This window comes from Ectopseudomonas composti (genome assembly GCF_001567565.1).
Taxonomy (GTDB): Bacteria; Pseudomonadota; Gammaproteobacteria; order Pseudomonadales; family Pseudomonadaceae; genus Aquipseudomonas; species Aquipseudomonas composti_A.
The window spans coordinates 331,896-357,461 of sequence record NZ_LSSW01000022.1 but is presented as its reverse complement, the minus strand read 5'-3'; the positions used below and the strand labels follow the sequence as shown (position 1 = coordinate 357,461).

Annotated in this window: 24 protein-coding genes; 21 read left to right on the top strand and 3 right to left on the bottom strand. The window is 61.5% G+C overall.

The window, feature by feature from the left end; all coding sequences use genetic code 11:
• The first annotated feature begins 9 nt into the window (after positions 1-9).
• The 4 genes from trxB (at position 10) to infA (ending at position 2,814) form a co-directional block, all read left to right on the top strand.
• Positions 10-960 (top strand): thioredoxin-disulfide reductase, encoded by a 951-nt coding sequence (gene trxB / locus PCLY_RS10840; protein WP_061239306.1) that lies wholly within the window; start codon positions 10-12, stop codon positions 958-960.
• Between the two features lie 56 nt (positions 961-1,016).
• On the top strand, positions 1,017-1,697 hold the full coding sequence (gene aat, locus PCLY_RS10835; RefSeq protein WP_061239305.1) for a leucyl/phenylalanyl-tRNA--protein transferase: 681 nt from the start codon (positions 1,017-1,019) through the stop codon (positions 1,695-1,697).
• A gap of 54 nt (positions 1,698-1,751) precedes the next feature.
• Complete coding sequence (locus PCLY_RS10830; protein ID WP_061239304.1) at positions 1,752-2,459, top strand: arginyltransferase; 708 nt, start codon at positions 1,752-1,754, stop codon at positions 2,457-2,459.
• A 136-nt stretch (positions 2,460-2,595) separates the two neighbouring features.
• Positions 2,596-2,814, top strand: a complete 219-nt coding sequence (gene infA / locus PCLY_RS10825) for a translation initiation factor IF-1 (protein ID WP_002553999.1) — start codon at positions 2,596-2,598, stop codon at positions 2,812-2,814.
• 95 nt (positions 2,815-2,909) lie between these two features.
• Here infA and clpA read toward each other — a convergent pair whose 3' ends face one another.
• Positions 2,910-5,180: an ATP-dependent Clp protease ATP-binding subunit ClpA gene (gene clpA / locus PCLY_RS10820; RefSeq protein ID WP_061239303.1), complete on the bottom strand. Its 2,271-nt coding sequence runs from the start codon at positions 5,178-5,180 to the stop codon at positions 2,910-2,912.
• A 29-nt stretch (positions 5,181-5,209) separates the two neighbouring features.
• Positions 5,210-5,572 carry an ATP-dependent Clp protease adapter ClpS gene (clpS, locus tag PCLY_RS10815; protein WP_003460431.1) on the bottom strand — a complete coding sequence of 121 codons (363 nt, stop codon included), beginning with the start codon at positions 5,570-5,572 and terminating at the stop codon, positions 5,210-5,212.
• Positions 5,573-5,803: 231 nt separating this feature from the next.
• On the opposite strand from clpS, the gene cspD reads away from it, so the two are divergent.
• A complete protein-coding gene (gene cspD / locus PCLY_RS10810; protein ID WP_061239302.1) occupies positions 5,804-6,073 on the top strand; it encodes a cold shock domain-containing protein CspD in 270 nt (89 codons plus the stop codon).
• A gap of 75 nt (positions 6,074-6,148) precedes the next feature.
• Here cspD and icd read toward each other — a convergent pair whose 3' ends face one another.
• Positions 6,149-7,405 carry an NADP-dependent isocitrate dehydrogenase gene (icd, locus tag PCLY_RS10805; RefSeq protein WP_061239301.1) on the bottom strand — a complete coding sequence of 419 codons (1,257 nt, stop codon included), beginning with the start codon at positions 7,403-7,405 and terminating at the stop codon, positions 6,149-6,151.
• A gap of 356 nt (positions 7,406-7,761) precedes the next feature.
• On the opposite strand from icd, the gene PCLY_RS10800 reads away from it, so the two are divergent.
• The 16 genes from PCLY_RS10800 (at position 7,762) to nuoF (ending at position 25,531) form a co-directional block, all read left to right on the top strand.
• Entirely contained in the window at positions 7,762-9,990 is a 2,229-nt protein-coding gene (locus tag PCLY_RS10800) for an NADP-dependent isocitrate dehydrogenase (RefSeq protein ID WP_061239300.1), read from the top strand.
• Positions 9,991-10,117: 127 nt separating this feature from the next.
• A complete protein-coding gene (locus PCLY_RS10795; protein ID WP_061239299.1) occupies positions 10,118-10,558 on the top strand; it encodes an NUDIX hydrolase in 441 nt (146 codons plus the stop codon).
• 118 nt (positions 10,559-10,676) lie between these two features.
• Complete coding sequence (gene mnmA, locus PCLY_RS10790) at positions 10,677-11,789, top strand: tRNA 2-thiouridine(34) synthase MnmA (RefSeq protein ID WP_061239298.1); 1,113 nt, start codon at positions 10,677-10,679, stop codon at positions 11,787-11,789.
• On the top strand, positions 11,786-12,406 hold the full coding sequence (gene hflD, locus PCLY_RS10785; RefSeq protein WP_061239297.1) for a high frequency lysogenization protein HflD: 621 nt from the start codon (positions 11,786-11,788) through the stop codon (positions 12,404-12,406). Before mnmA ends, hflD begins: the two co-directional genes overlap by 4 nt.
• A 2-nt stretch (positions 12,407-12,408) precedes the next feature.
• Positions 12,409-13,272 carry a DMT family transporter gene (locus PCLY_RS10780; protein ID WP_061239296.1) on the top strand — a complete coding sequence of 288 codons (864 nt, stop codon included), beginning with the start codon at positions 12,409-12,411 and terminating at the stop codon, positions 13,270-13,272.
• A 150-nt stretch (positions 13,273-13,422) separates the two neighbouring features.
• The gene (gene purB / locus PCLY_RS10775) at positions 13,423-14,793 is read left to right on the top strand and encodes an adenylosuccinate lyase (RefSeq protein WP_061239295.1); all 1,371 of its coding nucleotides are present in this window, start codon (positions 13,423-13,425) and stop codon (positions 14,791-14,793) included.
• A gap of 78 nt (positions 14,794-14,871) precedes the next feature.
• Positions 14,872-16,038, top strand: a complete 1,167-nt coding sequence (locus PCLY_RS10770; RefSeq protein ID WP_061239294.1) for a ribosomal protein uL16 3-hydroxylase — start codon at positions 14,872-14,874, stop codon at positions 16,036-16,038.
• Complete coding sequence (locus PCLY_RS10765) at positions 16,031-16,456, top strand: GNAT family N-acetyltransferase (protein WP_061239293.1); 426 nt, start codon at positions 16,031-16,033, stop codon at positions 16,454-16,456. Before PCLY_RS10770 ends, PCLY_RS10765 begins: the two co-directional genes overlap by 8 nt.
• Before the next feature lie 8 nt (positions 16,457-16,464).
• Positions 16,465-17,106, top strand: coding sequence for a DUF7931 domain-containing protein (locus PCLY_RS10760; protein ID WP_061239292.1), 642 nt, complete (start codon positions 16,465-16,467; stop codon positions 17,104-17,106).
• Positions 17,103-17,912 (top strand): secretin N-terminal domain-containing protein, encoded by an 810-nt coding sequence (locus tag PCLY_RS10755; RefSeq protein ID WP_061239291.1) that lies wholly within the window; start codon positions 17,103-17,105, stop codon positions 17,910-17,912. The genes PCLY_RS10760 and PCLY_RS10755 overlap by 4 nt, the downstream gene beginning before the upstream one ends.
• Before the next feature lie 557 nt (positions 17,913-18,469).
• A complete protein-coding gene (locus PCLY_RS10750) occupies positions 18,470-20,065 on the top strand; it encodes an isocitrate lyase (RefSeq protein WP_061239290.1) in 1,596 nt (531 codons plus the stop codon).
• A 679-nt stretch (positions 20,066-20,744) separates the two neighbouring features.
• Complete coding sequence (locus PCLY_RS10745; RefSeq protein ID WP_061239289.1) at positions 20,745-21,158, top strand: NADH-quinone oxidoreductase subunit A; 414 nt, start codon at positions 20,745-20,747, stop codon at positions 21,156-21,158.
• A 10-nt stretch (positions 21,159-21,168) separates the two neighbouring features.
• Entirely contained in the window at positions 21,169-21,846 is a 678-nt protein-coding gene (locus PCLY_RS10740; RefSeq protein WP_036999426.1) for a NuoB/complex I 20 kDa subunit family protein, read from the top strand.
• Positions 21,847-21,909: 63 nt separating this feature from the next.
• Positions 21,910-23,691: an NADH-quinone oxidoreductase subunit C/D gene (nuoC, locus tag PCLY_RS10735; RefSeq protein WP_061239288.1), complete on the top strand. Its 1,782-nt coding sequence runs from the start codon at positions 21,910-21,912 to the stop codon at positions 23,689-23,691.
• A gap of 2 nt (positions 23,692-23,693) precedes the next feature.
• A complete protein-coding gene (gene nuoE, locus PCLY_RS10730; protein WP_061239287.1) occupies positions 23,694-24,188 on the top strand; it encodes an NADH-quinone oxidoreductase subunit NuoE in 495 nt (164 codons plus the stop codon).
• On the top strand, positions 24,185-25,531 hold the full coding sequence (gene nuoF, locus PCLY_RS10725; RefSeq protein WP_061239286.1) for an NADH-quinone oxidoreductase subunit NuoF: 1,347 nt from the start codon (positions 24,185-24,187) through the stop codon (positions 25,529-25,531). Before nuoE ends, nuoF begins: the two co-directional genes overlap by 4 nt.
• Positions 25,532-25,566: the final 35 nt, after the last annotated feature.

The window sequence follows — 25,566 nt, the reverse complement described above, 5'->3', positions numbered from 1 at the left end:
GGTTTTTTTATGAGCGAAGTCAAGCATTCCCGCCTGATCATCCTGGGTTCCGGCCCTGCCGGTTACAGCGCCGCCGTTTATGCCGCGCGCGCCAACCTCAAACCCGTTGTCATCACCGGCATCCAGCCTGGCGGCCAGCTCACCACCACCACCGAAGTGGACAACTGGCCGGGTGACGTCGAAGGCCTCACCGGCCCGGCCCTGATGGAGCGCATGCAAAAGCACGCCGAGCGCTTCGACACCGAGATCATCTACGACCACATCCACACCGCCGAGTTGCAGAGCCGCCCCTTCGTGCTCAAGGGCGACAGCGGCACTTACAGCTGCGATGCACTGATCATCGCGACCGGCGCCAGCGCCCAGTACCTCGGTCTGCCATCGGAAGAGGCCTTCTCCGGCAAGGGTGTTTCCGCCTGTGCCACCTGCGACGGCTTTTTCTATCGCAACCAGGTGGTGGCCGTGATCGGTGGTGGCAATACCGCCGTGGAAGAAGCGCTGTATCTGTCGAATATCGCCAAGGAAGTGCACCTGGTGCACCGCCGCGACAAACTGCGCTCGGAGAAGATCCTGCAGGACAAGCTGTTCGACAAGGTCGAGAACGGCAACATGCGCCTGCACTGGAACCACACCCTGGACGAAGTACTCGGCGACCAGACTGGCGTGACCGGCGTGCGCCTGAAAAGCACCCTCGATGGCAGCACCCAGGAACTGCCACTGGCTGGCGTATTCATCGCCATCGGCCACAAGCCCAACACCGAGCTGTTCGTCGACCAGCTGGAGATGCATGACGGCTACCTGAAGATCAAAGGCGGCAGCGAAGGCAATGCCACCGCCACCAGCATCGAAGGCGTTTTCGCCGCTGGCGATGTAGCCGACCACATCTATCGCCAGGCCATCACCTCGGCTGGCGCAGGCTGCATGGCGGCGCTGGATGTCGAGAAATTTCTCGACGGCAATTGATGGCATAAGGGCGAGTGCCATCGCTCGCCCTCCCCTCCTCCGCTGGACTAGCGCACATGCTGACCTGGCTGCAACGTGACTCACTGCAGTTCCCGCCCCTGGCGAAAGCCATGCGCGAACCCAATGGCCTGCTCGCCGCCGGCGGCGACCTGAGCGCCGATCGCTTGATCAGCGCCTACCGCCACGGCTGCTTCCCCTGGTTCGACGATGGCCAGCCGATTCTTTGGTGGTCACCCGATCCGCGCACGGTGCTGTTCCCCGAGGAACTGCACGTTTCTCGCAGCCTGGCGAAACTGCTCAGGCAAAACCGTTATCGCGTCACCTTCGACCAGGACTTTGCGGCCGTGATAAAGGCCTGCGCCGAGCCACGCGCTTACGCCGATGGCACCTGGATCACCCGCGGCATGCAGGACGCCTACCTGCAACTGCATCAACGCGGCATCGCCCATTCCGTGGAAGTCTGGAACGAGGACGAGCTGGTTGGCGGGCTTTATGGCCTGGCCATGGGCCAGCTGTTCTTCGGTGAATCCATGTTCAGCCGTGCAGACAACGCTTCGAAGGTCGGTTTTGCCACCCTCGTCGGCAAGCTGCGAGCATGGGGCTTCGTGCTTATCGACTGCCAGATGCCCACACAGCACCTGCATAGCTTCGGCGCCAGAGCCATAGCGCGTGCCACATTCGCCGAATACCTGCAGCGTCATCTCGATCAGCCCAGCGCGGCAGACTGGCTCGCCTAGTCGAGTGGCCAACCCTGACATACACTCTTAGTCAGGTTCTCGCGAGACACTGCCATGACCGAGCTGGCCCGCCTGAAGTTCTACGCCACTCAGCCCCATCCATGCAGCTATCTGCCGGAAGAGCAGGCCACCACCCTGTTTCTCGACCCCAGCCAGCCCATGGATGTGCTGGTCTATGCCGAACTGTCGGAACTCGGCTTCCGCCGCAGTGGCGATCACCTCTACCGCCCCCACTGCCAGCAATGCACCGCCTGTATTCCAGCACGCATCCCGGCAGCACCCTTCAAGGCAAGTCGCCAGCAGCGCCGCATTCTCAAACGCAATGAAGACATTGCCGTGCGCTGCGTACGCCCGGCATTCACCGAGGAGTACTACGCGCTCTACGTGCGCTACATCGAGCAGCGCCACGCCGACGGAGACATGTACCCTCCGAGCCGTGACCAGTTCTCGACCTTCCTGGTACGGGACCTGCCATTTTCACGCTTCTATGAGTTCCGCCTGCAAGGCAGGCTGCTCGCCCTCGCCGTCACCGACCTTCTGCCCAACGGCCTTTCGGCCGTCTACACCTTCTACGACCCAGCCGAAGAGCGCCGCAGCCTCGGTCGCTTCGCCATCCTCTGGCAAATCGGCGAAACCGAGCGCCTGGGACTGGAGGCTGTCTATCTCGGCTACTGGATCAAGAACTGCCGCAAGATGAACTACAAGACCCAGTACCGTCCGATCGAACTCTTCGTCAATCAGCGCTGGACACGGCTTACCTAGGCACTCGGCCATCAGGCCAGACGCTCGACAATCCAAGACCCTTGGCGCAGCACCCTGTTTTCGGGCACAATGCACGCCGCTTTTGCCTGGCGCCAGTTGCACCGGGCCATTTCCTGGATACCGAGGGCTTTACTGCATGTCGAAAGAAGACAGCTTCGAAATGGAAGGCACTGTCGTCGACACCCTGCCCAACACCATGTTCCGCGTGGAGTTGGAAAACGGGCACGTCGTTACCGCGCACATCTCCGGCAAGATGCGCAAGAACTACATCCGCATTCTCACTGGTGACAAGGTGCGTGTTGAGCTGACACCTTATGACTTGAGCAAAGGCCGCATCACCTACCGCGCCCGTTAAGCCAAGCACCAAACGAAAACGCCCGGCATAAGCCGGGCGTTTTCGTTGGCTCACTGAAAGCCACCGGGGCCTTCAGTGATGCCTGAAGCATCCGATCAGGCGACCTCCGCCGCCGTCTCGAATTCGAAGCTGGGCTCGCCATCCTCGATGTCGACATGCACCACGCCGCCATGCTCGGCCAGCTCGCCGAAGAGAATTTCCTCTGCCAGCGGACGCTTGATCTTGTCCTGGATCAAACGCGCCATCGGCCGTGCACCCATCATTACATCGTAACCACGCTCGGCCAGCCAGCTGCGCGCCGCATCGCTGACCTCCAGCGTGACACGCTTGTCTTCCAGCTGCGCCTGCAGTTCGGTGAGGAACTTGTCGACGATGCTCTTGATGGTTTCGTGAGTCAGGCGACCGAACTGGATAATGGTATCCAGGCGGTTGCGGAACTCCGGCGTGAAACTCTTCTTGATGACTTCCATGGCATCGGTGGAGTGATCCTGCTGAGTGAAGCCGATCGAGGCGCGCGAGGCAGTTTCCGCCCCGGCGTTGGTGGTCATGATCAGGATCACGTTGCGGAAATCCGCCTTGCGTCCGTTGTTGTCGGTCAGCGTGCCGTGGTCCATCACCTGCAGCAGCAGGTTGAAGACTTCCGGGTGCGCCTTCTCGATTTCATCGAGCAACAGCACGCAATGCGGTTGCTTGGTGATTGCTTCGGTCAGCAGGCCGCCCTGATCGAAACCGACATAACCGGGCGGGGCACCAATCAGACGCGAAACGGTATGGCGCTCCATGTACTCGGACATGTCGAAACGCACCAGCTCGATACCCATGGCCTTGGCCAGTTGCCGCGCCGCCTCGGTCTTGCCCACGCCAGTCGGGCCGGCGAACAGGAAGGAACCAACCGGCTTGTCCGGCGCCTTGAGACCGGCACGCGACAGCTTGATTGCGGTCGAGAGCGAGTCGATGGCGGCGTCCTGACCGAAGACGGTGAGCTTCAGGTCGCGCTCCAGGTTGCGCAGCAGCTCCTTGTCGGAACTGGAAACATGCTTCGGCGGAATACGCGCGATCTTGGCGACGATGTCTTCGACCTGGGCGACCTCGATACGTGACACCCGCTTGTCTTCCGGTTGCAGGCGCTGGTAGGCGCCCGCCTCGTCTATCACGTCGATGGCCTTGTCCGGCATGTGCCGGTCATTGATGTAGCGCGCAGCCAGCTCAGCCGCTGCGCGCAGGGCCTCGTCGCTGTACTCGATGTGGTGATGCTGCTCGAAGCGGGCCTTGAGCCCTTTGAGAATGCCAACGGTATCCTCTACCGAGGGCTCGACCACGTCGACTTTCTGGAAGCGTCGCGCCAGCGCGCGATCCTTCTCGAAGATGCCACGGAATTCCTGGAACGTAGTGGAGCCAATGCAGCGAATGTCGCCAGACGACAGCATCGGCTTGAGCAGGTTGGAAGCATCCATGACCCCGCCCGACGCGGCGCCAGCACCGATGATGGTGTGGATCTCGTCGATGAAGAGGATGGCATGGGGACGCTTGCGCAGCTCGTTGAGCAGCGCCTTGAGGCGCTTCTCGAAATCACCGCGATACTTGGTGCCTGCCAGCAGCGCACCGAGATCCAGCGAATACACCACGCTGTCGGCCAGCAGATCCGGCACCTGCTCGTCGACGATGCGCTTGGCCAGGCCTTCGGCGATGGCGGTCTTGCCGACACCGGCCTCACCGACCAACAGTGGGTTGTTCTTGCGCCGACGGGCGAGAATCTGCGCAACGCGCTCGACTTCATGCTCACGCCCGACCAGCGGATCGATCCGCCCCTGACGAGCCAGTTCATTGAGGTTGCTGGCGTAGGCATCCAGCGGATTGCCGGACGCAGAGGACTCACCGCCCTCCTCATCCTGCATATCCTGATCGCTTTCATGCTGATCGCCATGCCCCGGCACCTTGGAGATACCGTGGGCGATGTAATTGACCACATCGATGCGAGCCACGCTCTGCTGCTTGAGCAGGAACACGGCCTGGCTTTCCTGCTCACTGAAGATCGCGACCAGCACATTGGCGCCGGTCACTTCGCGCTTGCCGGAGCTCTGTACGTGGAATACCGCACGCTGCAGAACACGCTGAAAACCGAGCGTCGGCTGGGTTTCGCGCTCTTCATCGTGCTGGGGAATCAGTGGCGTGGTGGAGTCAATGAACTCCTGCAAATCATGGCGCAGCTTGTCGAGATTGGCCCCACAAGCCCTTAAAACGCTGGCTGCCGCTTCGTTATCTAGCAAGGCGAGCAGCAGGTGCTCGACCGTCATGAATTCATGACGCTTGGCACGGGCCTCCTTGAAAGCCAGATTGAGGGTGACTTCGAGCTCTCGGTTCAACATAGCTTCACCTCATACCCAAGTGGCCGGCGTTAACCGTCCTTCTCTATTTCACAGAGTAGCGGATGCTGGCTTTCTCGCGCGTACTGATTGACCTGCATCGCCTTGGTCTCCGCAATATCGCGAGTGTACACACCACACACCGCACGCCCCTCTGTATGGACGGCGAGCATGATCTTGGTCGCCAGCTCCCGATTCATGCCGAAAAACGTTTCAAGCACTTCGACGACGAAATCCATCGGTGTGTAGTCGTCATTGAATAGGACCACCTTGTACATCGGTGGTGCCTGCAATGCTGGCTTGGATTCCTGAACAGCAATACCAGAGGAGTCATCCTCATGCTCTGCCGGGTGATCCTGATTGAATGTTAGTCGAATCTGGCTGCTTGCATGCATGCTGAAATCAGAGGTTCAGGGCCGGGCGAACGGGGATGCTAGAGGGAGTTTGACTGAGTTCTCAGCCATCCGCCGTATAGCCTTGACTAACGGCAAAAGGGTGTTACAACAAATGAATACCCATAAGCGGGTATCAGGGATTCCACGCCTTCGCCCAGCCTGGTCGGTAAATGCGTGGAATCGAAGTGGATGATACTCCAGAGATGGAGTTCTTTGCAGAGGGATATCAGCATGCTCAGCGGTAAGGTCAAGTGGTTCAACAACGCCAAAGGCTATGGATTCATCCTGGCCGATGGCCGAGATGAGGACCTGTTCGCCCACTACTCGGCCATCCAGATGGAAGGTTATAAAACGCTCAAGGCCGGCCAGCCGGTCCGCTTCGAGATCGTGCAAGGCCCCAAAGGCCTGCATGCCGTCAATATCAGTGCGGTTACCGCCAATCAGGACGCCCCAGTGGCCGTACCCCAGGCGCAGAGCATCGCGAGCACTGTCGAAGTCTGAGCATCCTGGCAAATCGCCACGAAAAGGCCGGTCATATGACCGGCCTTTTTTTCATGCTGACGATCGGTCAACTGATCACATGTGGCTGATCATCGCATCGCCGAATTCGGAGCAGGACAGCAACTTCGCCCCCTCCATCAAGCGCTCGAAGTCATAGGTCACGGTCTTGGCCGCAATAGCGCCGTTGGTGCCCTTGATGATCAGGTCCGCAGCCTCGGCCCACCCCATGTGACGCAGCATCATCTCCGCCGAGAGAATGACCGAGCCTGGATTGACCTTGTCCTGACCGGCGTATTTCGGCGCCGTACCATGAGTTGCCTCGAACATTGCCACGGTGTCGGACAGGTTGGCGCCGGGCGCGATGCCAATGCCACCGACTTCGGCTGCCAGGGCGTCGGACAGATAGTCGCCATTGAGGTTGAGCGTGGCGATCACGTCATATTCGGCCGGGCGCAACAGGATCTGCTGCAGCATGGCGTCGGCGATCACGTCCTTGACCAGGATATTCTTGCCAGTGCGCGGATTCTTGAATTGCATCCACGGGCCTCCATCGAGCAGCTCGGCCGCGAATTCCTCACGAGCAATCTCGTACCCCCACTCCTTGAAGGCACCCTCGGTGAACTTCATGATGTTGCCTTTATGGACCAAGGTCACCGAGCTGCGGTCATTGTCCACGGCGTACTGCAACGCCTTGCGTACCAGACGCTTGGTGCCCGCCTCGGAAACCGGCTTGATGCCAATACCGCACATGTCCGTGAAGCGAATCTTCTTGACGCCCATTTCCTCGGTGAGGAATTTGATGACTTTCTCGGCCTCGGGGCTGCCAGCTTTCCACTCGACACCCGCATAAATGTCTTCGGAGTTCTCGCGGAAGATCACCATGTCGACGTCACCCGGCTTCTTCACCGGGCTCGGCACACCTTCGAACCAGCGTACCGGGCGCAGGCACACATAAAGGTCGAGCTCCTGGCGCAGGGCCACGTTGAGCGAGCGGATGCCACCACCCACGGGCGTGGTCAGCGGCCCCTTGATCGAGACGACGCAATCACGCACGGCCTCAAGGGTTTCCTTCGGCAACCAGGTGTCCTGATCGTAAACCTGGGTGGCTTTCTCGCCGGCATAAACCTCCATCCAGGAAATCTTGCGGGCGCCACCATAGGCCTTCTCCACCGCGGCATCGACCACCTTGATCATCACCGGGGAGATATCGGCACCGATACCGTCACCCTCGATGAACGGGATGACCGGATTGTCTGGAACGTTCAGCGACATATCGGCATTGACGGTGATTTTGTCACCGCTGGCTGGCACCTGGATCTTTTGGTATCCCATTGCTGGACTCCATCTTGTGGTTAGACAGTGCACTCCCGAGAGTAGCGCAAACCTCCAACCTCAGACACATGTGCAAAGGTCTTATTCAACTGGGCATTCTGCGACGAGGCGTCGCAGTGATATACTGCTTAGGTGACTAACGAGTCATAAGGGGCGGCCTGTCCGGAACCGGATAGCAGCCTCTTGAAGCCGGCGGTGAAACACCATCGTCCGTCGGTTCGAAACGTTCGACACTCTACGGGTGCATCCAACATCACCGCGGCGAGTCCTCGACCGGCTCCACCATCCTGGAGTTCGCGCCACACGCGCAGGTCGAGTTTCTATGCGCGCTCAGCAAAGAAGAGAGTTAACGCTAAATGTCCACCCCTTCGAAGATCATCTACACCTTCACCGACGAAGCCCCGGCCCTTGCCACTTATTCGCTTCTGCCCATCGTGGAAGCCTTTGCCGCCTCGGCTGACATCTCCGTTGAAACCCGCGACATCTCTCTTGCTGGACGGATCCTGGCAAGCTTTGCCGACCGCCTCGACGCTGACAAGCGCATCGATGACGACTTGGCCAAACTGGCCGAGCTGACCCTGCAGGCCGATGCCAACATCATCAAGCTGCCGAACATCAGCGCTTCCGTTCCTCAGCTCAAGGCCGCCATCGCCGAGCTGCAAGCTCAGGGCTACGGCATCCCCAACTTCCCGGAAGACCCGCAGAGCGAAGAAGACAAGGAAGTTCGCGCCCGCTACGCCAAGATCCTCGGTAGCGCCGTGAACCCGGTTCTGCGCGAAGGCAACTCCGACCGTCGCGCCCCGGCCGCGGTCAAGGCCTACGCCCGCAAGCACCCGCACAGCATGGGCAAGTGGAGCATGGCTTCCCAATCCCACGCCGACTACATGCGCGGCGGCGACTTCTTCTCCAGCGAGCAATCGATCACCATGGCCAAGGCCGGTGACGTGCGCATCGAGTTCGTCGGCAAGGACGGCAAGGTCGAAGTCAAGAAGCAACTCGCCCTGCAGGAAGGCGAAGTCTTCGACAGCATGTTCATGAGCTGCAACAAACTGCGTGCCTTCTTCGAGAAGACCCTGCAGGACTGCAAGGACACCGGCGTGATGTGGTCCCTGCACGTCAAGGCGACCATGATGAAGGTCTCCCACCCGATCGTCTTCGGCCACGCCGTCAGCGTTTACTACAAGGACGTGTTCGACAAGTACGGCGAGCTGTTCAAGGAACTGGGCGTCAACCCGAACAACGGCATCAGCAGCGTCTACGACAAGATCAAGTCGCTGCCGGCCTCGCAGCAGGAAGAAATCCTCCACGACATCCACGAGGTTTACGCCCATCGCCCGGAAATGGCCATGGTCGACTCGGTCAAGGGCATCACCAACCTGCACATCCCGAGCGACGTCATCGTCGACGCCTCGATGCCGGCGATGATCCGCAACTCCGGTCAGATGTGGGGCAAGGACGGCAAGCAGAAAGACACCAAGGCCGTCATGCCTGAGAGCACCTACGCTCGCATCTATCAGGAAATGATCAACTTCTGCAAAACCAACGGCGCGTTCGACCCGACCACCATGGGCACCGTGCCGAACGTTGGCCTGATGGCGCAGAAAGCCGAAGAGTACGGCTCCCACGACAAGACCTTCGAAATGACCGCTGACGGCACCATGCGCGTCGTGGCAGCCGACGGCACCGTGCTGATGCAGCACGAAGTCGAAGCCGGTGACATCTGGCGCGCCTGCCAGACCAAAGACGCCCCCATCCGCGACTGGGTCAAGCTGGCCGTCACCCGCGCCCGTCAGTCCGAAACCCCGGCCATCTTCTGGCTGGACCCTGAGCGCGCTCACGACCGCGAACTGCAGAAGAAGGTCGAGCTGTACCTCAAGGACCACGACCTGACCGGCCTGGACATCCGCATGATGGGCTACAACGAAGCCATCCGCGTATCCATGGAGCGCATGATTCGCGGCCAGGACACCATCTCGGTGACCGGCAACGTTCTGCGCGACTACCTGACTGACCTGTTCCCGATCATGGAACTGGGCACCTCGGCCAAGATGCTGTCCATCGTTCCGCTGATGGCGGGCGGCGGCATGTACGAAACTGGCGCCGGCGGCTCGGCTCCCAAGCACGTACAACAGCTGGTCGAAGAGAACTACCTGCGCTGGGATTCCCTGGGCGAGTTCCTGGCCCTGGCCGTATCGCTGGAAGAAACCGGCATCAAGACCAACAACGCCAAGGCCAAGGTGCTGGGCAAGACCCTGGACCAGGCCACTGGCAAGCTGCTGGACAACAACAAGTCCCCGGCGCGCAAAGTCGGCGAGATCGACAACCGCGGCAGCCACTTCTACCTGGCCATGTACTGGGCGCAAGCCCTGGCCGAGCAGAATGACGACGCCGAGCTGAAAGCTCACTTCGCCCCGCTGGCCAAGCAATTGACCGAGCAGGAAGCGACCATCGTTGGCGAACTGGCTGCCGTACAAGGCAAGCCGGCGGAAATCGGTGGCTACTACCGCTCCAACCCTGAGCTGACCAGCAAGGTGATGCGCCCGAGCGCCACCTTCAACGCCGCTCTGAACGCACTCAATGCCTGATAAGGCCTAGGTGCAACAACAACCCCGGCTTTATGCCGGGGTTGTTGTTTGTGGGGGCGGCGCTTTCGCAAGCAGCGCCCGCGCCTACACAATCCTGCAACATGATTGTTTTTCTGGAGCAACCCACATGCAGTGGCAACCCCACATCACCGTCGCCACGGTGATCGAAGACCAGGGCCGCTTTCTCTTCGTCGAAGAGCTCAAGGCCGGCCGCATGGTGCTCAACCAGCCGGCCGGACACCTGGAAGCCAATGAATCGCTGCGCGAAGCCGCGCTGCGCGAAACGCTCGAGGAAACCGGCTGGGAGGTGGAGCTCACCGCCCTGCTCGGCATCTATCTCTATACCGCACCGAGCAATGGCGTGACCTATCAGCGCGTCTGCTTCATCGCCCGTCCCGTGCATCACGACCCGGAGCGCGAGCTGGACAGCGATATCAGTGGCATCACCTGGCTGACCCGCGACGAGCTGGCCGCCCAACCCGAGCGCTGGCGTAGCGAGTTGGTGTTGCAGTGCGTAGATGACTACCTGGCCGGCATCAGCGGGCCGCTTCAGTTGCTACGTGACTGAGCGCTACCCATCGGCAACCCGGAAACGCCTTGCCACGCCGCGCGGGTTTTCATCCCGGCGACGGACCCCGGCTTTCTGGTAAACTCGACGGCTTTTCAGGCTTCACTCGCAGATTCCCATGCAAGCACCTAGCACCCAACGCGTGATCGTCGGCATGTCCGGCGGCGTCGACTCGTCCGTTTCCGCCCTGCTGCTGATGGAACAGGGCTACCAGGTCGAAGGCCTGTTCATGAAGAACTGGGACGAAGACGACGGTACCGAGTACTGCACCGCCATGGATGACCTGGCCGACGCCCAGGCCGTATGCGATCGCATCGGCATCAAGCTGCACACCGCCAATTTCGCGGCAGAGTACTGGGACAACGTGTTCGAGCACTTCCTCGCCGAGTACAAGGCCGGACGCACGCCGAACCCGGACATCCTGTGCAACCGTGAAATCAAGTTCAAAGCCTTTCTCGACTATGCCCTGTCGCTCGGCGCCGACCTGATCGCCACCGGTCACTACGTGCGTCGCCGTGACATCGACGGTCGTACCGAGCTGCTCAAGGGCCTGGACCCGAACAAGGACCAGAGCTATTTCCTGCACGCCGTCGGCGGCGAGCAGATCGCCAAGACCCTGTTCCCGGTCGGCGAACTGGAAAAACCACAGGTGCGCGCCATTGCCGAGAAATACGAGCTGGCCACCGCAAAGAAAAAGGACTCGACCGGCATCTGCTTCATTGGCGAACGCCGCTTCAGCGACTTTCTCAAGCAGTACCTGCCGGCTCAGCCGGGCGACATCGAAACCACTGAAGGCCAGGTCATCGGCCGTCATCATGGCCTGATGTACCACACCATCGGCCAGCGCCAGGGGCTGGGTATCGGCGGCCTCAAGGACGCCAGCGATGATCCCTGGTACGTGCTGCGCAAGGACCTGACGCGCAATGTGCTGATCGTCGGTCAGGGCAACGAACACCCCTGGCTGTTCTCCCGCGCCCTGCTCGCCTCGGACATCTACTGGGTCAACCCGTTGGACCTGAGCGCCCCGCGGCGCCTGAGCGCCAAGGTGCGCTACCGTCAGAGCGACCAGCACTGCACCCTGGAGAAGACCGAGAACGGCTACCGCGCCGTGTTCGACGAGCCGCAGCGCGCCGTCACTCCCGGCCAGTCGGTGGTGTTCTACGACGGTGAAGTGTGCCTGGGTGGTGGTGTTATCGAAACCGCCGAGGCCTGGTACGAGGATGCCCAATGAGCCCGACACAGGAGCAACTGGTCGCACTTGGCGCCGTCTTCGAAGCCGCCTCGTTGGCAGACAAGATCGCCCGCACCGGCCAGATCAGCGAAGCCTCGATGGGCTGCATGCTCGGCAGCCTGCTGGTGCGCGACCCGAAAAGCACGCTGGATGTATACGGCGGCGACGACCTCAATCTGCGTGACGGCTACCGCGCGCTGATCAGCTCACTGGAGCGCAACCCCTCGGCCCTGCAACGCGAGCCACTGCGTTATTCGCTGGCGATGATCGGCCTGGAGCGGCAACTGGACAAGCGCGACGACATGCTGCAGGTGATGGGCAGCCGCCTCGACCAGATCCAGCAGCAGGTCGAGCATTTCGGCCTGGTCCATGACAACGTCATCGCCGCCTGCGGCGGCCTGTATCAGGACACCATCAGCACCTTCCGCCAGCGCATTCAGGTGCATGGCGACATGCGCTTCCTGCAACAGCCGAACAATGCCGCGAAGATCCGTGCCCTGCTGCTCGCCGGCATCCGCTCGGCGCGCCTGTGGCGCCAGCTCGGTGGCCATCGCTGGCAACTGGTGTTCAGCCGCAGCAAGTTGCTCAAAGAACTCTACGAGCTGACGCGAAGCTGACCATGGAACCCGCCAGCCGCAGCGTCAAACCCCTCCAGGGTGCCCTGCTGCTGGCGCTGTCGGCTTTGCTGTTCGCGTTTACCGGCGTCGGCATCCGCGAGATATCCACCAGTGTCAACAACGAGTCGGTGGTGTTCTTCCGCAACCTGGTCGGCGTGCTGTTCTTCCTACCCTTGCTGCTGGTGCGTGGCGTTCGCCCCTTGCGCACGTCGCGCCTGAAATCACACCTGTGGCGCACCACTTATGGCCTGGCGGCGATGTACTGCTTCTTCTACGCCATTGCCCACCTGCCACTGGCCGATGCCATGCTGTTCACCTACTCGGCGCCGGTATTCACCCCGCTGATCGCACACTTATGGCTGAAGGAACCGCTGACCCGGCGCATGCTGGTCAGCAGCCTGATCGGCCTGTGCGGCGTGCTGCTGGTCGCCAAACCCAGTGCCGCGCTCTTCGAGGGAGCCGCACTCATCGGCCTGGCAGCCAGCCTGCTGGCCGCCTTTGCCTTCGTCTCCATCCGCGAAATGAGCGACAGCGAGCCGGCCACGCGCATCGTGTTCTATTTCTCGCTGTTCAGCGCGCTATTTTCCGCCATCCCGCTGACCTGGAGCTGGCAGCCGCTGGACGCTCATCAGCTTGGCTGGCTGCTTGGCATCGGCCTGCTGGCCACCGCCAGCCAGATCATCATGTCGCGTGCCTACGGCCTGGCGCCGCCCGGGTTGATCGGCCCCGTCGCCTACCTGGCCATCGTCTTCGCCGGCCTCATCGCCTGGCTGCTCTGGCGCGAGACGCCAGATACCCTGTCGCTGCTCGGTGCGGCGCTGATCTTTGCCGCCAGTCTGTTATCGGTCGCAAGGCGCAGGGCATAGGCGGCCAAACGTTGGTTTTCATGTATGATATGCGCCCTTTTCGTCAGAGGCCGTCCCGGCAACTGAGCGAGCGCCAGCCCCCCATCGGAGCCGGCGCGATGCACGGTGACCCAGGATGGCTTTTCAGCCCGACAGCCCGAGAACGCCTACATGCAGTTTTCCTCGCTCACCGCGGTTTCCCCCGTCGACGGCCGCTACGCCGGCAAAACCAGCGCCCTGCGCCCCATCTTCAGCGAATACGGCCTGATCCGTAGCCGCGTACTGGTCGAAGTGCGCTGGCTGCAGCGCCTGGCCGCCCACGAGGGCATTCCGGAAGTCGCGCCCTTCTCCGCCGAAGCCAACGCCGTGCTCAACGAGCTGGCCGAGAATTTCGCCGTCGAGCACGCCGAGCGCGTCAAGGAAATCGAGCGCACCACCAATCATGACGTCAAGGCCGTGGAGTACCTGCTCAAGGAGCAGGCCGCCAAACTGCCGGAACTGGACAAGGTCAGCGAATTCATCCACTTCGCCTGCACCAGCGAGGACATCAACAACCTGTCCCACGCCCTGATGCTGCGTGAAGGCCGTGACAGCGTGCTGCTGCCGCTGATGAAGCAACTGGCCGACGCCATCCGTAACCTCGCAGTGAAATTCGCCGACGTACCGATGCTGTCGCGCACCCACGGCCAGCCGGCCTCGCCGACCACCCTGGGCAAGGAACTGGCCAACGTCGTCTACCGCCTGGAGCGCCAGATCGCGCAGGTCGCTGCCGTGCCGCTGCTGGGCAAGATCAACGGCGCCGTGGGCAACTACAACGCCCACCTGTCGGCCTACCCGAGCATCGACTGGGAAGCCAACGCCCGCCAGTTCATCGAAGGTGACCTGGGCCTGAGCTGGAACCCCTACACCACCCAGATCGAGCCGCACGACTACATCGCCGAACTGTTCGATGCCATCGCCCGCTTCAATACCATCCTGATCGACTTCGACCGCGACGTGTGGGGCTACATCTCCCTCGGCTACTTCAAGCAGAAGACCGTGGCGGGCGAGATCGGCTCCTCGACCATGCCGCACAAGGTCAACCCGATCGACTTCGAAAACTCCGAAGGTAACCTGGGTATCGCCAACGCAATCTTCCAGCACCTGGCCAGCAAGCTGCCGATCTCCCGCTGGCAGCGGGATCTGACCGACTCCACCGTGCTGCGTAATCTGGGCGTCGGCTTCGCTCACAGCGTCATCGCTTACGAGGCAAGCCTCAAGGGAATCAGCAAGTTGGAGCTCAATGCTCAACGCATTGCTGAAGACCTGGACGCCTGCTGGGAAGTGCTCGCCGAGCCGATCCAGACCGTGATGCGCCGCTATGCCATCGAGAACCCGTACGAGAAGCTCAAGGAGCTGACTCGCGGCAAGGGCATCAGCCCCGAAGCCCTGCTGGCCTTCATCGACGGCCTGGACATGCCAGCCGCCGCCAAGGAAGAGCTCAAGCAACTGACTCCGGCGCGCTACATCGGTAACGCCGTGGCCCAGGCCAAACGCATCTGAGCGACACCAGCCTCGAGGACGCCCGGCTGAGCCGGGCGTTTTTGTTTTAAGGTTTTTATCTATTTCAAGGGCTTACTGATGAATCCTGATACTCCGCTGCAATTGCTGGGTGGCCTCACAGCCCGTGAATTCCTGCGCGACTACTGGCAGAAGAAGCCGCTGCTGGTGCACCAGGCCATTACTGACTTCGAAAGCCCGATCAGCCCGGACGAACTGGCCGGCCTGGCCCTGGAAGAAGAAGTCGAATCGCGCCTGGTGATCGAGCACGGCGAACGCCCCTGGGAACTGCAGCGCGGCCCGTTCAACGAAGACACCTTCCAGGACCTGCCCGAGCGCGACTGGACGCTGCTGGTGCAAGCCGTCGACCAGTTCGTCCCGGAAGTGGCTGAACTGCTGGAAGACTTCAAGTTCCTGCCCAAGTGGCGCATCGACGACCTGATGATCAGCTTCGCCGCTCCCGGTGGCGGTGTTGGCCCGCATTTCGACAACTACGACGTATTCCTGCTGCAGGCTCATGGCCATCGCCGCTGGCAGATTGGCCAGATGTGCGATGCCGACAGCCCGCTGCTCCCCCACGCCGATCTGAAGATCCTGGCCCAATTCGAACCAACCGATGAATGGGTGCTGGCACCTGGCGACATGCTCTACCTGCCGCCATGCCTCGCCCACTGTGGCACCGCTGAGGATGATTGCATGACCTATTCCGTGGGCTTCCGCGCGCCAAGCGCCGCTGAAGTACTGACCCATTTCACCGATTTTCTCGGCCAGTTCCTGCCCGACGAAGAGCGTTACAGCGATGCCGACATCCAGCCCAGCGAGGATCCCAACCAGATTCAGCGCGACGCCCTGGAGCGCCTCAAGACCCTGCTCAACGAGCACATGAGCGATGAGCGCCTGCTGATGACCTGGTTCGGCCAGTTCATGACCGAGCCCAAATACCCGGAGCTGGTCGCCGGCATCGAAATCGAGGAAGAAGACTTCCTCGGCGCCCTGGAAGACGGCGCGATCCTTATCCGCAACCCCAGCGCACGCATGGCCTGGTCGGAAGTGGGTGAAGATCTGGTGCTGTTCGCCAGCGGCCAGAGCCGCCTGGTTTCGGCCCGCCTGCGCGAGCTGCTGAAGCTGATCTGCAGCGCCGATGCGCTGCATGTGGAAAACCTCGGCGCCTGGCTGGCCGACGACGAGGGGCGTACCCTGCTGTGGGAACTGGTCAAGCAAGGCAGCCTGGGATTTGCCGATGAGTGAGATCACTGTCCGTGTTGCGGACTGGCATAAGGACAATGCCGAGCTTCGTCGTATCCGCGACAGCGTTTTCGTCGCCGAGCAATCGGTACCGCCGGAACTGGAGTGGGACGCCGAAGATACCGACGCCGTGCATTTTCTCGTCGAGGAAGGCGATTATCCGGTCGGTACCGCGCGCCTGTTGCCCGACGGGCATATCGGCCGCGTTTCGGTACTCAAGGACTGGCGCGGCCTGAAAGTGGGCGAAAAACTGATGCAAGCCGTGATTGCCGAAGCGGAAAAGCGCGGCCTGCATCAGCAAATGCTCACCGCTCAGGTGCACGCCACGCCGTTCTATGAAAGGCTAGGCTTCAAGATTGTCAGCGACGAGTACCTCGACGCCGGCATTCCGCACGTGGACATGGTGCGCACCAGCCAGTAGAGAGCCAGATGAACGACAAAGACGCCCCGGTCGAACCGATCGATACGCCAGACCCCATTGAGCTGGCGGCCATCGAATTCGAGTCGCCGGGGCGTTTTGCCGTGCATAACCCCGAGCCCATCACGACGGATGCGGCGCAATGGGAGCCGGCTCCATTCATCCTCGGCCAGCATGAGCACCTGGAGCGCTTCAGCAAGCCGCAGGAGGCGCGCGCTCATGCACTGGCCCTGATGCAGCAGGCCCAGCGCAATCTGTGCCTGTACAGCGACGATCTGGAACCCTGGCTCTATCATCACGGCAGCGTGCAGCAGGCCTGCACCCGTTTTCTGCTCAGCAGCCCACGGGCGCGCCTGCGCATTCTGCTGCGTGACCCGACCCGTGCCGTGAAGGAAGGCCATCGCCTGCTCGCCCTGTCGCGCCGACTGTCCTCCAACCTGCATATCCGCAAGCTCAACCCGGACTACGCCAGTGACGAACTGGCCTTCCTGATCGCAGACGACAGAGGGTTGTTCTTGCGCCCGGAGCTTGACCAACAATCCGGCTACGCCCTGTACAACGACCCGGCGCGCGTGCGCCAGCGCCAGGCCCAGTTCGACCAGGCCTGGGACACCAGCATCACTGACCCTGACTTGCGGAGCTTCCTGCTATGACCCTGCGCACGCTGTTCGCCGCCCTGCTTCTCAGCCTGTGCCTGCCGCTGCAAGCGGCCACCGAGGTAATCCCGCTGAACTACCGCACCGCCGACGACGTGCTCGGCGTGGTGCAGTCGATGATCGGCAACGAGGGCAAGGTCAGCGCCTATGGCAACCAGCTGATCGTCAATGCGTCACCGGCCAAGATCGGCGAAGTGCGCGTTTTGCTGCAGCAACTCGACACCCGTCCGCGCCGCCTGCTGATTACCGTGGAAAGTGCCGACAGCAACTACCAGAACGACCGCGGCTACCGCGTCGACAGTACGATCAGCGCCGGCAATGCCGAGGTTCAGGTCGGCCGTGGTGAAGTCAATGGTCGCGACCAGGTGCGCATCATCCGCCGCAGCACCGACAGCCGTGGCGGCGGCACCCAGCAGGTACAGGCGACCGAAGGCTATCCGGCGCTGATCCAGGTCGGCCAGAGCGTGCCCTTGACCACCACCAGCACCGGACCTTATGGCCAGGTCTACCAGGACACCCAGTACCGCGACGTCACCCGCGGCTTCTACGTGACCGCCAGCCTCACCGGCGAGCTGGTGCATGTCTCGATCAGCAGCCAGCGTGATCGAATCAATGACCATCGCCCCGGCGTAATCGACGTGCAAAGCACCGATACACGAGTCAGCGGCCGTCTCGGTGAGTGGATCAGCCTCGGCGGCGTCAGCGAGGAGACCAGCTCCAGCAGCCGCGACGTATTGCGTCGGCACACCACCCAGGGCCACGAAGACATGTCGCTGCGCCTGAAGGTCGAAGCGCTCGACTAACCCCCCGACCAAAGTCGAACCCCGCTCTCCCCACAAGCACTATGGACAAGTCACGAAACCCGCGAAACGCCTGAAACGCCCGCCACACGGGCTGCAAAGCGTGACCGACCGGTCGGCGACTGAATATGTAGTAGTTTAAAAAAACCACTACAAAACGTTTGACGAAGCTTTTTCCCAGAGGCATGATGGCCTCGCTCCCGCTAGCCAGGGGTCCTGAAAAGGATCTCCAGATCGCCGACGAAGTACTTCGTAGCGATCCGTGTCCCAACAGCCCACAAGGCCGTACGACGAGGTTGCGACTGGAACGAAGTTGTCCTGAGGGACGGGGAAGCGTTTAGCGTCAGACAGCTCCAACACAGCAGGTGCCCAAGGTTTCCACGAGCCAACCGGCCCATGCAACGTTGTCGAACTGTTCGCCACATCCCCCTCCTCGCGGTCAATCCTCGCCCCAGCCGTTTACTTGCCGTCAAAGTGGAAGCCTCCCGCAGCCGCTGCATCCGTGCACGCCTTGCGTGGGTAGTCGGTGCTCAACCAACACATTTTTTGAAGGATTGACCATGTCCGCATATCAAAACGACATCAAGGCTGTAGCCGCTCTGAAAGAGACGTTCGGCAGCAGCTGGAGCGCTATCAACCCCGAGTCCGTCGCCCGTATGCGCGCTCAGAACCGCTTCAAGACCGGTCTGGAAATCGCTCAGTACACCGCCGACATCATGCGCAAGGACATGGAAGAGTACGACGCCGACTCCTCCGTCTACACCCAGTCGCTGGGTTGCTGGCACGGCTTCATCGGTCAGCAGAAGCTGATCTCGATCAAGAAGCACCTGAAGACCACCAACAAGCGCTACCTCTACCTGTCCGGCTGGATGGTTGCGGCCCTGCGCTCCGACTTCGGCCCGCTGCCGGACCAGTCGATGCATGAGAAGACTGCCGTCTCCGATCTGATCGAAGAGCTGTACACCTTCCTGCGTCAGGCCGACAGCCGCGAACTGGACCTGCTGTTCACCGCGCTGGACGCCGCTCGTGACGCTGGCGATCACGCCAAGGCTGCCGAGATCCAGAACCAGATCGACACCTTCGAGACCCACATCGTCCCGATCATCGCCGACATCGATGCTGGCTTCGGTAACCCGGAAGCCACCTACCTGCTGGCCAAGCGCATGATCGAAGCTGGCGCCTGCTGCATCCAGATCGAGAACCAGGTTTCCGACGAGAAGCAGTGCGGCCACCAGGACGGCAAAGTGACCGTTCCCCATGCCGACTTCCTCGCCAAGATCGCTGCAGTTCGCTACGCGTTCCTCGAACTGGGCATCGACAACGGCGTGATCGTCGCACGTACCGACTCCCTGGGCGCCGGCCTGACCAAGCAGATCGCCGTGACCAAAGAGCCGGGCGACCTGGGCGACCTGTACAACAGCTTCCTCGATTGCGAAGAAGTGTCCGCTGCCGACCTGGGCAACGGCGACGTCGTGATCAACCGCGGTGGCAAGCTGCTGCGTCCGAAGCGCCTGCCGTCCAACCTGTTCCAGTTCCGCAAGGGCACTGGTGAAGACCGCTGCGTACTGGACTGCATCACCAGCCTGCAGAACGGCGCCGACCTGCTGTGGATCGAAACCGAGAAGCCGCACGTTGGCCAGATCAAGGCCATGGTTGACCGCATCCGCGAAGTCATCCCGAACGCCAAACTGGTCTACAACAACAGCCCGTCCTTCAACTGGACCCTGAACTTCCGTCAGCAGGTGTTCGATGCGTTCGCCGCCGAAGGCAAGGACGTTTCCGCCTACGACCGCGCCAAGCTGATGAGCGTCGAGTACGACGAGACCGAACTGGCTCAGGTTGCCGACGAGAAGATCCGCACCTTCCAGCGCGACGGTTCGGCCCACGCCGGCATCTTCCACCACCTGATCACCCTGCCGACGTACCACACCGCCGCGCTGTCCACCGACAACCTGGCCAAAGGCTACTTCGCCGACCAGGGCATGCTGGCCTACGTGAAGGGTGTTCAGCGTCAGGAGCTGCGTCAGGGTATCGCCTGCGTCAAGCACCAGAACATGGCTGGCTCCGACATCGGTGACAACCACAAGGAGTACTTCGCTGGCGAAGCTGCTCTGAAGGCCAGCGGTAAAGACAACACCATGAACCAGTTCCACTAAGAACGGTTCCCTGCTGCGGGCCACGCACCCGCAGCAGACGCTTGCCTAATCCGCCCCGGCTTGCCGGGGCTTTTTTTGCCTGCGACTTTCCTGGCCAGACAAAGCCTCGCCATTGAAGAACGCCACGGCTGCGCCTCTGGGCGACCTCATGCACCTCCTCTCATGGGCGCACCTGGAATTTCGCCTGTGCCACGCAGAGCTGATCGAAACACCGATAAACACATCGCACAGGCGCAAGAACCGAGTGAAGTGCCAAATGCTACGAAATACCAGCAACAGCAGGCTGACACCTCATGCGCGGAGGTAACTTGCGCACATCGGCATACTGCTTTCGCCTTAACACCAAAGTGGCAGCGAAATGCTCATCTTGCCGAGGCTAATCACCTGCCGAAATGAGGCAAATTAGTCAGTTGAATAGGTGTGCGAATTGCACGGCGTTCGCACTAGGCTATAGTCCTGAAGGCGCGTGCCAGATGCCTGGTTCAAGATCGGCATCATCGAAAGAAGTCAATAACAAGCTCGACAGAAATGATCAGACTGCAAGAATAATTTTTCTTTGAAAAATTTACTTACAGATTCCCTGCACATAGTATTGTATACACACTTTGCGTCAGCACCCTTGGTGGTGCTTGGCAGCTAAATCAATTAAAAGCCGTTCCTTAGTTCAAGGAGTACCGGCATGCCTGATGCGGTAACGACCATGTCCCATAACTGGGCCTTCGCTGTGTTTTTGCTAGGTGTCTGCGGGCTCATCGCCTTCATGCTCGGCCTTTCCAGCCTGCTCGGCAGCAAGGCCTGGGGGCGCAGCAAGAACGAACCCTTCGAATCCGGCATGCTCCCTACCGGCAGCGCACGCCTGCGCCTGTCAGCCAAGTTCTATCTGGTCGCGATGCTCTTCGTGATCTTCGACGTTGAAGCCCTCTATCTCTTCGCTTGGGCGGTCTCGGTGCGCGAAAGCGGCTGGGCGGGCCTGATCGAAGCTACAGTTTTCATAGCAATTCTGTTGGCAGGTCTTGTCTATCTTTGGCGTATCGGGGCGCTCGATTGGGCTCCCCAGGGACGTCGTGAACGGCAGGCGAAGCTAAAACAATGAGGCTTTGGCGATGCAATACAAACTTACTCGGGTCGACCCGGATGCGCCCAACGAGGCGTATCCGATCGGCCAGCGGGAGGTCGTTTCCGACCCGCTGCTAGAGGACCAGGTTCACAAGAACATCTACATGGGCAAGCTCTCGGACGCGCTCAACGGCGCGGTCAACTGGGGGCGCAAGAATTCCTTGTGGCCGTACAACTTCGGCCTGTCCTGCTGCTATGTGGAAATGACCACGGCCTTCACCGCCCCGCACGACGTCGCGCGTTTCGGTGCGGAAGTCATTCGCGCATCACCGCGCCAGGCTGACTTCATGGTCATCGCCGGCACCTGCTTCATCAAGATGGCGCCGGTCATCCAGCGTCTCTACGAGCAGATGCTGGAGCCCAAGTGGGTCATCTCCATGGGTTCATGCGCCAACTCCGGCGGCATGTACGACATCTACTCGGTCGTTCAGGGCGTGGACAAGTTCCTCCCCGTGGACGTCTACATTCCCGGCTGCCCGCCCCGCCCCGAGGCGTTCCTGCAAGGCTTGATGCTGCTGCAGGAATCCATCGGCCAGGAGCGCCGCCCGCTATCCTGGGTCGTAGGCGACCAAGGCATCTACCGTGCCGAAATGCCTTCGCAGAAGGAACAGCGCCGCGAGCAGCGAATCGCCGTTACCAACCTGCGTAGCCCCGACGAAGTCTGAGCCGATGCTTGCCTGCGCAAGCATCACGCCTACTTTCTACGTTGATCGACAGCGACCGAGACCATGACTCAAGACACCGTTGTGTCCATACCGCCTTACAAGGCTGACGACCAGGACGTCGTCGCCGAACTGCACGCCCGCTTTGGCGACGACAGTTTCACCCTGCAAGCCACCCGTACCGGCATGCCGGTACTCTGGGTCGCCCGTGAGCGCCTGATCGAAGTGCTCACCTGCCTGCGCAACCTGCCGCGCCCCTACGTGATGCTTTACGATCTGCACGGCGTCGACGAACGCCTGCGTACCCAGCGTCGTGGCTTACCGGATGCCGATTTCACGGTGTTCTATCACCTGATGTCGCTGGAGCGTAATAGTGACGTAATGATCAAGGTCGCCTTATCCGAGCGCGACCTCAACCTGCCCACCGCCACCGGCATCTGGCCCAACGCCAACTGGTACGAGCGCGAAGTCTGGGATCTGTATGGCATCACCTTCACCGGCCACCCGCACCTGAGCCGCATCATGATGCCGCCGACCTGGGAAGGTCACCCGCTGCGCAAGGACTACCCGGCGCGCGCCACCGAATTCGATCCGTTCAGCCTGACCCTGGCCAAGCAGCAACTGGAAGAGGAAGCTGCGCGCTTCCGCCCCGAAGACTGGGGCATGAAGCGCGGCGGCGAGCACGAGGACTACATGTTCCTCAACCTCGGCCCCAACCACCCCTCCGCTCACGGCGCCTTCCGCATCATCCTGCAGCTCGACGGTGAAGAGATCGTCGATTGCGTGCCGGAGATCGGCTACCACCACCGTGGTGCCGAGAAGATGGCCGAACGCCAGAGCTGGCACAGCTTCATCCCCTACACCGACCGCATCGACTACCTCGGCGGGGTGATGAACAACCTGCCCTACGTGCTTTCGGTAGAGAAGCTCGCCGGCATCAAGGTGCCGGCCCGCGTCGACTTCATCCGCGTGATGATGGCCGAGTTCTTCCGTATCACCAGCCACCTGCTGTTCCTCGGCACCTACATCCAGGATGTTGGCGCCATGACGCCGGTGTTCTTCACCTTCACCGACCGCCAGCGTGCCTACAAGGTGATCGAGGCCATCACCGGCTTCCGCCTGCACCCGGCCTGGTATCGCATCGGTGGCGTCGCCCACGACCTGCCACGTGGCTGGGACAAGCTGGTCAAGGAGTTCGTCGACTGGCTGCCCAAACGCCTCGACGAATACGAGAAAGCGGCGTTGAAGAACAGCATCCTCAAGGCCCGCACCATCGGTGTTGCGCAGTACAACACCAAGGAAGCGCTGGAATGGGGCACCACCGGTGCCGGCCTGCGCGCCACTGGCTGCGACTTCGACCTGCGCAAGGCTCGTCCCTACTCTGGCTACGAGCACTTCGACTTCGAGGTGCCGCTGGCGGCTAACGGCGATGCCTATGACCGCTGCATAGTGCGCGTCGAGGAGATGCGCCAGAGCATCCGCATCATCGACCAATGCCTGAAGAACATGCCGGAAGGCCCGTACAAGGCCGATCACCCGCTGACCACGCCGCCGCCGAAAGAGCGCACGCTGCAGCACATCGAAACCCTGATCACCCACTTCCTGCAGGTTTCCTGGGGCCCGGTCATGCCGGCCAACGAAGCCTTCCAGATGATCGAGGCGACCAAGGGCATCAACAGCTATTACCTGACGAGCGACGGCAGCACCATGAGCTACCGCACCCGGATTCGCACCCCCAGCTTCCCCCACTTGCAGCAGATCCCCTCGGTGATCCGCGGCAGCATGGTGGCGGACCTGATCGCCTATCTGGGCAGTATCGACTTCGTCATGGCCGACGTGGACCGCTGATCATGAAGACGCTAATTCAGACCGACCGTTTCACCCTCAGCGAAACCGAGCGCTCGGCCATCGAGCACGAGATGCACCACTACGAAGACCCGCGCGCGGCCAGCATCGAAGCGCTGAAGATCGTGCAGAAAGAGCGTGGCTGGGTGCCGGACGGCGCCGCTGACGCCATTGGCGCGATCCTTGGCATCCCGGCCAGCGACGTCGAGGGTGTGGCTACCTTCTATAGCCAGATCTTCCGCCAGCCGGTGGGCCGTCACGTGATTCGCGTATGCGACAGCATGACCTGCTACATCGGCGGCCATGAGTCGGTGCTCAGTGAAATGCACAAGCAGCTTGGTATCGGCCTCGGCCAGACCACCAGCGATGAGCGCTTCACCCTGTTGCCCGTGTGCTGCCTGGGCAACTGCGACAAGGCCCCGGCGCTGATGATCGACGACGACACCTTCGGCGACGTTCAACCAGGCGGCGTCGCCAAGCTGCTGGAGGACTACAAATGAAAACCCTGACCTCCATCGGCCCAGCCAACCGCATTGCCCGCAGTGAAGAAACCCACCCGCTGACCTGGCGCCTGCGTGACGACGCCCAGCCGGTATGGCTGGAGGAGTACCAGCAGAAGAACGGCTACGCGGCCGCACGCAAGGCACTGACCGAGATGGCCCAGGCCGAGATCGTGCAGACCGTCAAGGAATCCGGCCTCAAGGGCCGTGGCGGCGCTGGCTTCCCCACGGGCGTGAAGTGGGGCCTGATGCCGGCCGACGAATCCATGAACATCCGCTACCTGCTGTGCAATGCGGACGAAATGGAGCCCAACACCTGGAAAGACCGCATGCTCATGGAGCAGCTGCCACACCTGCTGGTGGAAGGCATGCTGATCTCGGCACGCGCGCTCAAGGCCTATCGCGGCTACATCTTCCTGCGTGGCGAGTACGTCGATGCGGCCGCCAACCTCAACCGCGCCATCGAGGAAGCCAAGGCCGCCGGCCTGCTGGGCAAGAACATCTTTGGCAGCGGCTTCGATTTCGAGCTGTTCGTGCACACCGGTGCCGGCCGCTATATCTGCGGCGAAGAAACCGCGCTGATCAACTCGCTGGAAGGCCGCCGCGCCAATCCGCGCGCCAAGCCGCCCTTCCCCGCTGCCGTCGGCGTGTGGGGCAAGCCCACCTGCGTCAACAACGTCGAGACCCTGTGCAACGTGCCGGCCATCATTGGCCAGGGCGTGGACTGGTACAAGAGCCTCGCCCTCCCCGGCAGCGAAGATCACGGCACCAAGCTGATGGGCTTCTCCGGCAAGGTGAAGAACCCCGGCTTGTGGGAACTGCCGTTCGGCATCACCGCCCGCGAGCTGTTCGAGGACTATGCCGGTGGCATGCGTGATGGCTTCAAGCTCAAGTGCTGGCAGCCTGGCGGCGCCGGTACCGGCTTCCTGCTGCCCGAACACCTCGAGGCGCAGATGTACGCCGGCGGCATCGCCAAGGTCGGCACGCGCATGGGCACCGGCCTGGCGCTGGCGGTGGACGACTCGATCAACATGGTCTCCCTGCTGCGCAACATGGAAGAGTTCTTCGCTCGCGAGTCCTGCGGCTGGTGCACGCCGTGCCGCGACGGCCTGCCGTGGAGCGTGAAGATTCTCCGTGCCCTGGAGCGCAAGCAAGGCAGCGCCGAGGACATCCAGACCCTGCTTGGCTTGGTCAATTTCCTCGGCCCGGGCAAGACCTTCTGTGCGCATGCGCCGGGTGCCGTGGAGCCGTTGGGCAGTGCCATCAAGTATTTCCGTGAAGAGTTCGAGGCTGGTGTAGCCCAGGTGGCGACTACGCCCCGCACGCCAGCGACTGCGAGCTGAACAGACGAATTCCCTTAGCCAGCCGCCTTAACCAG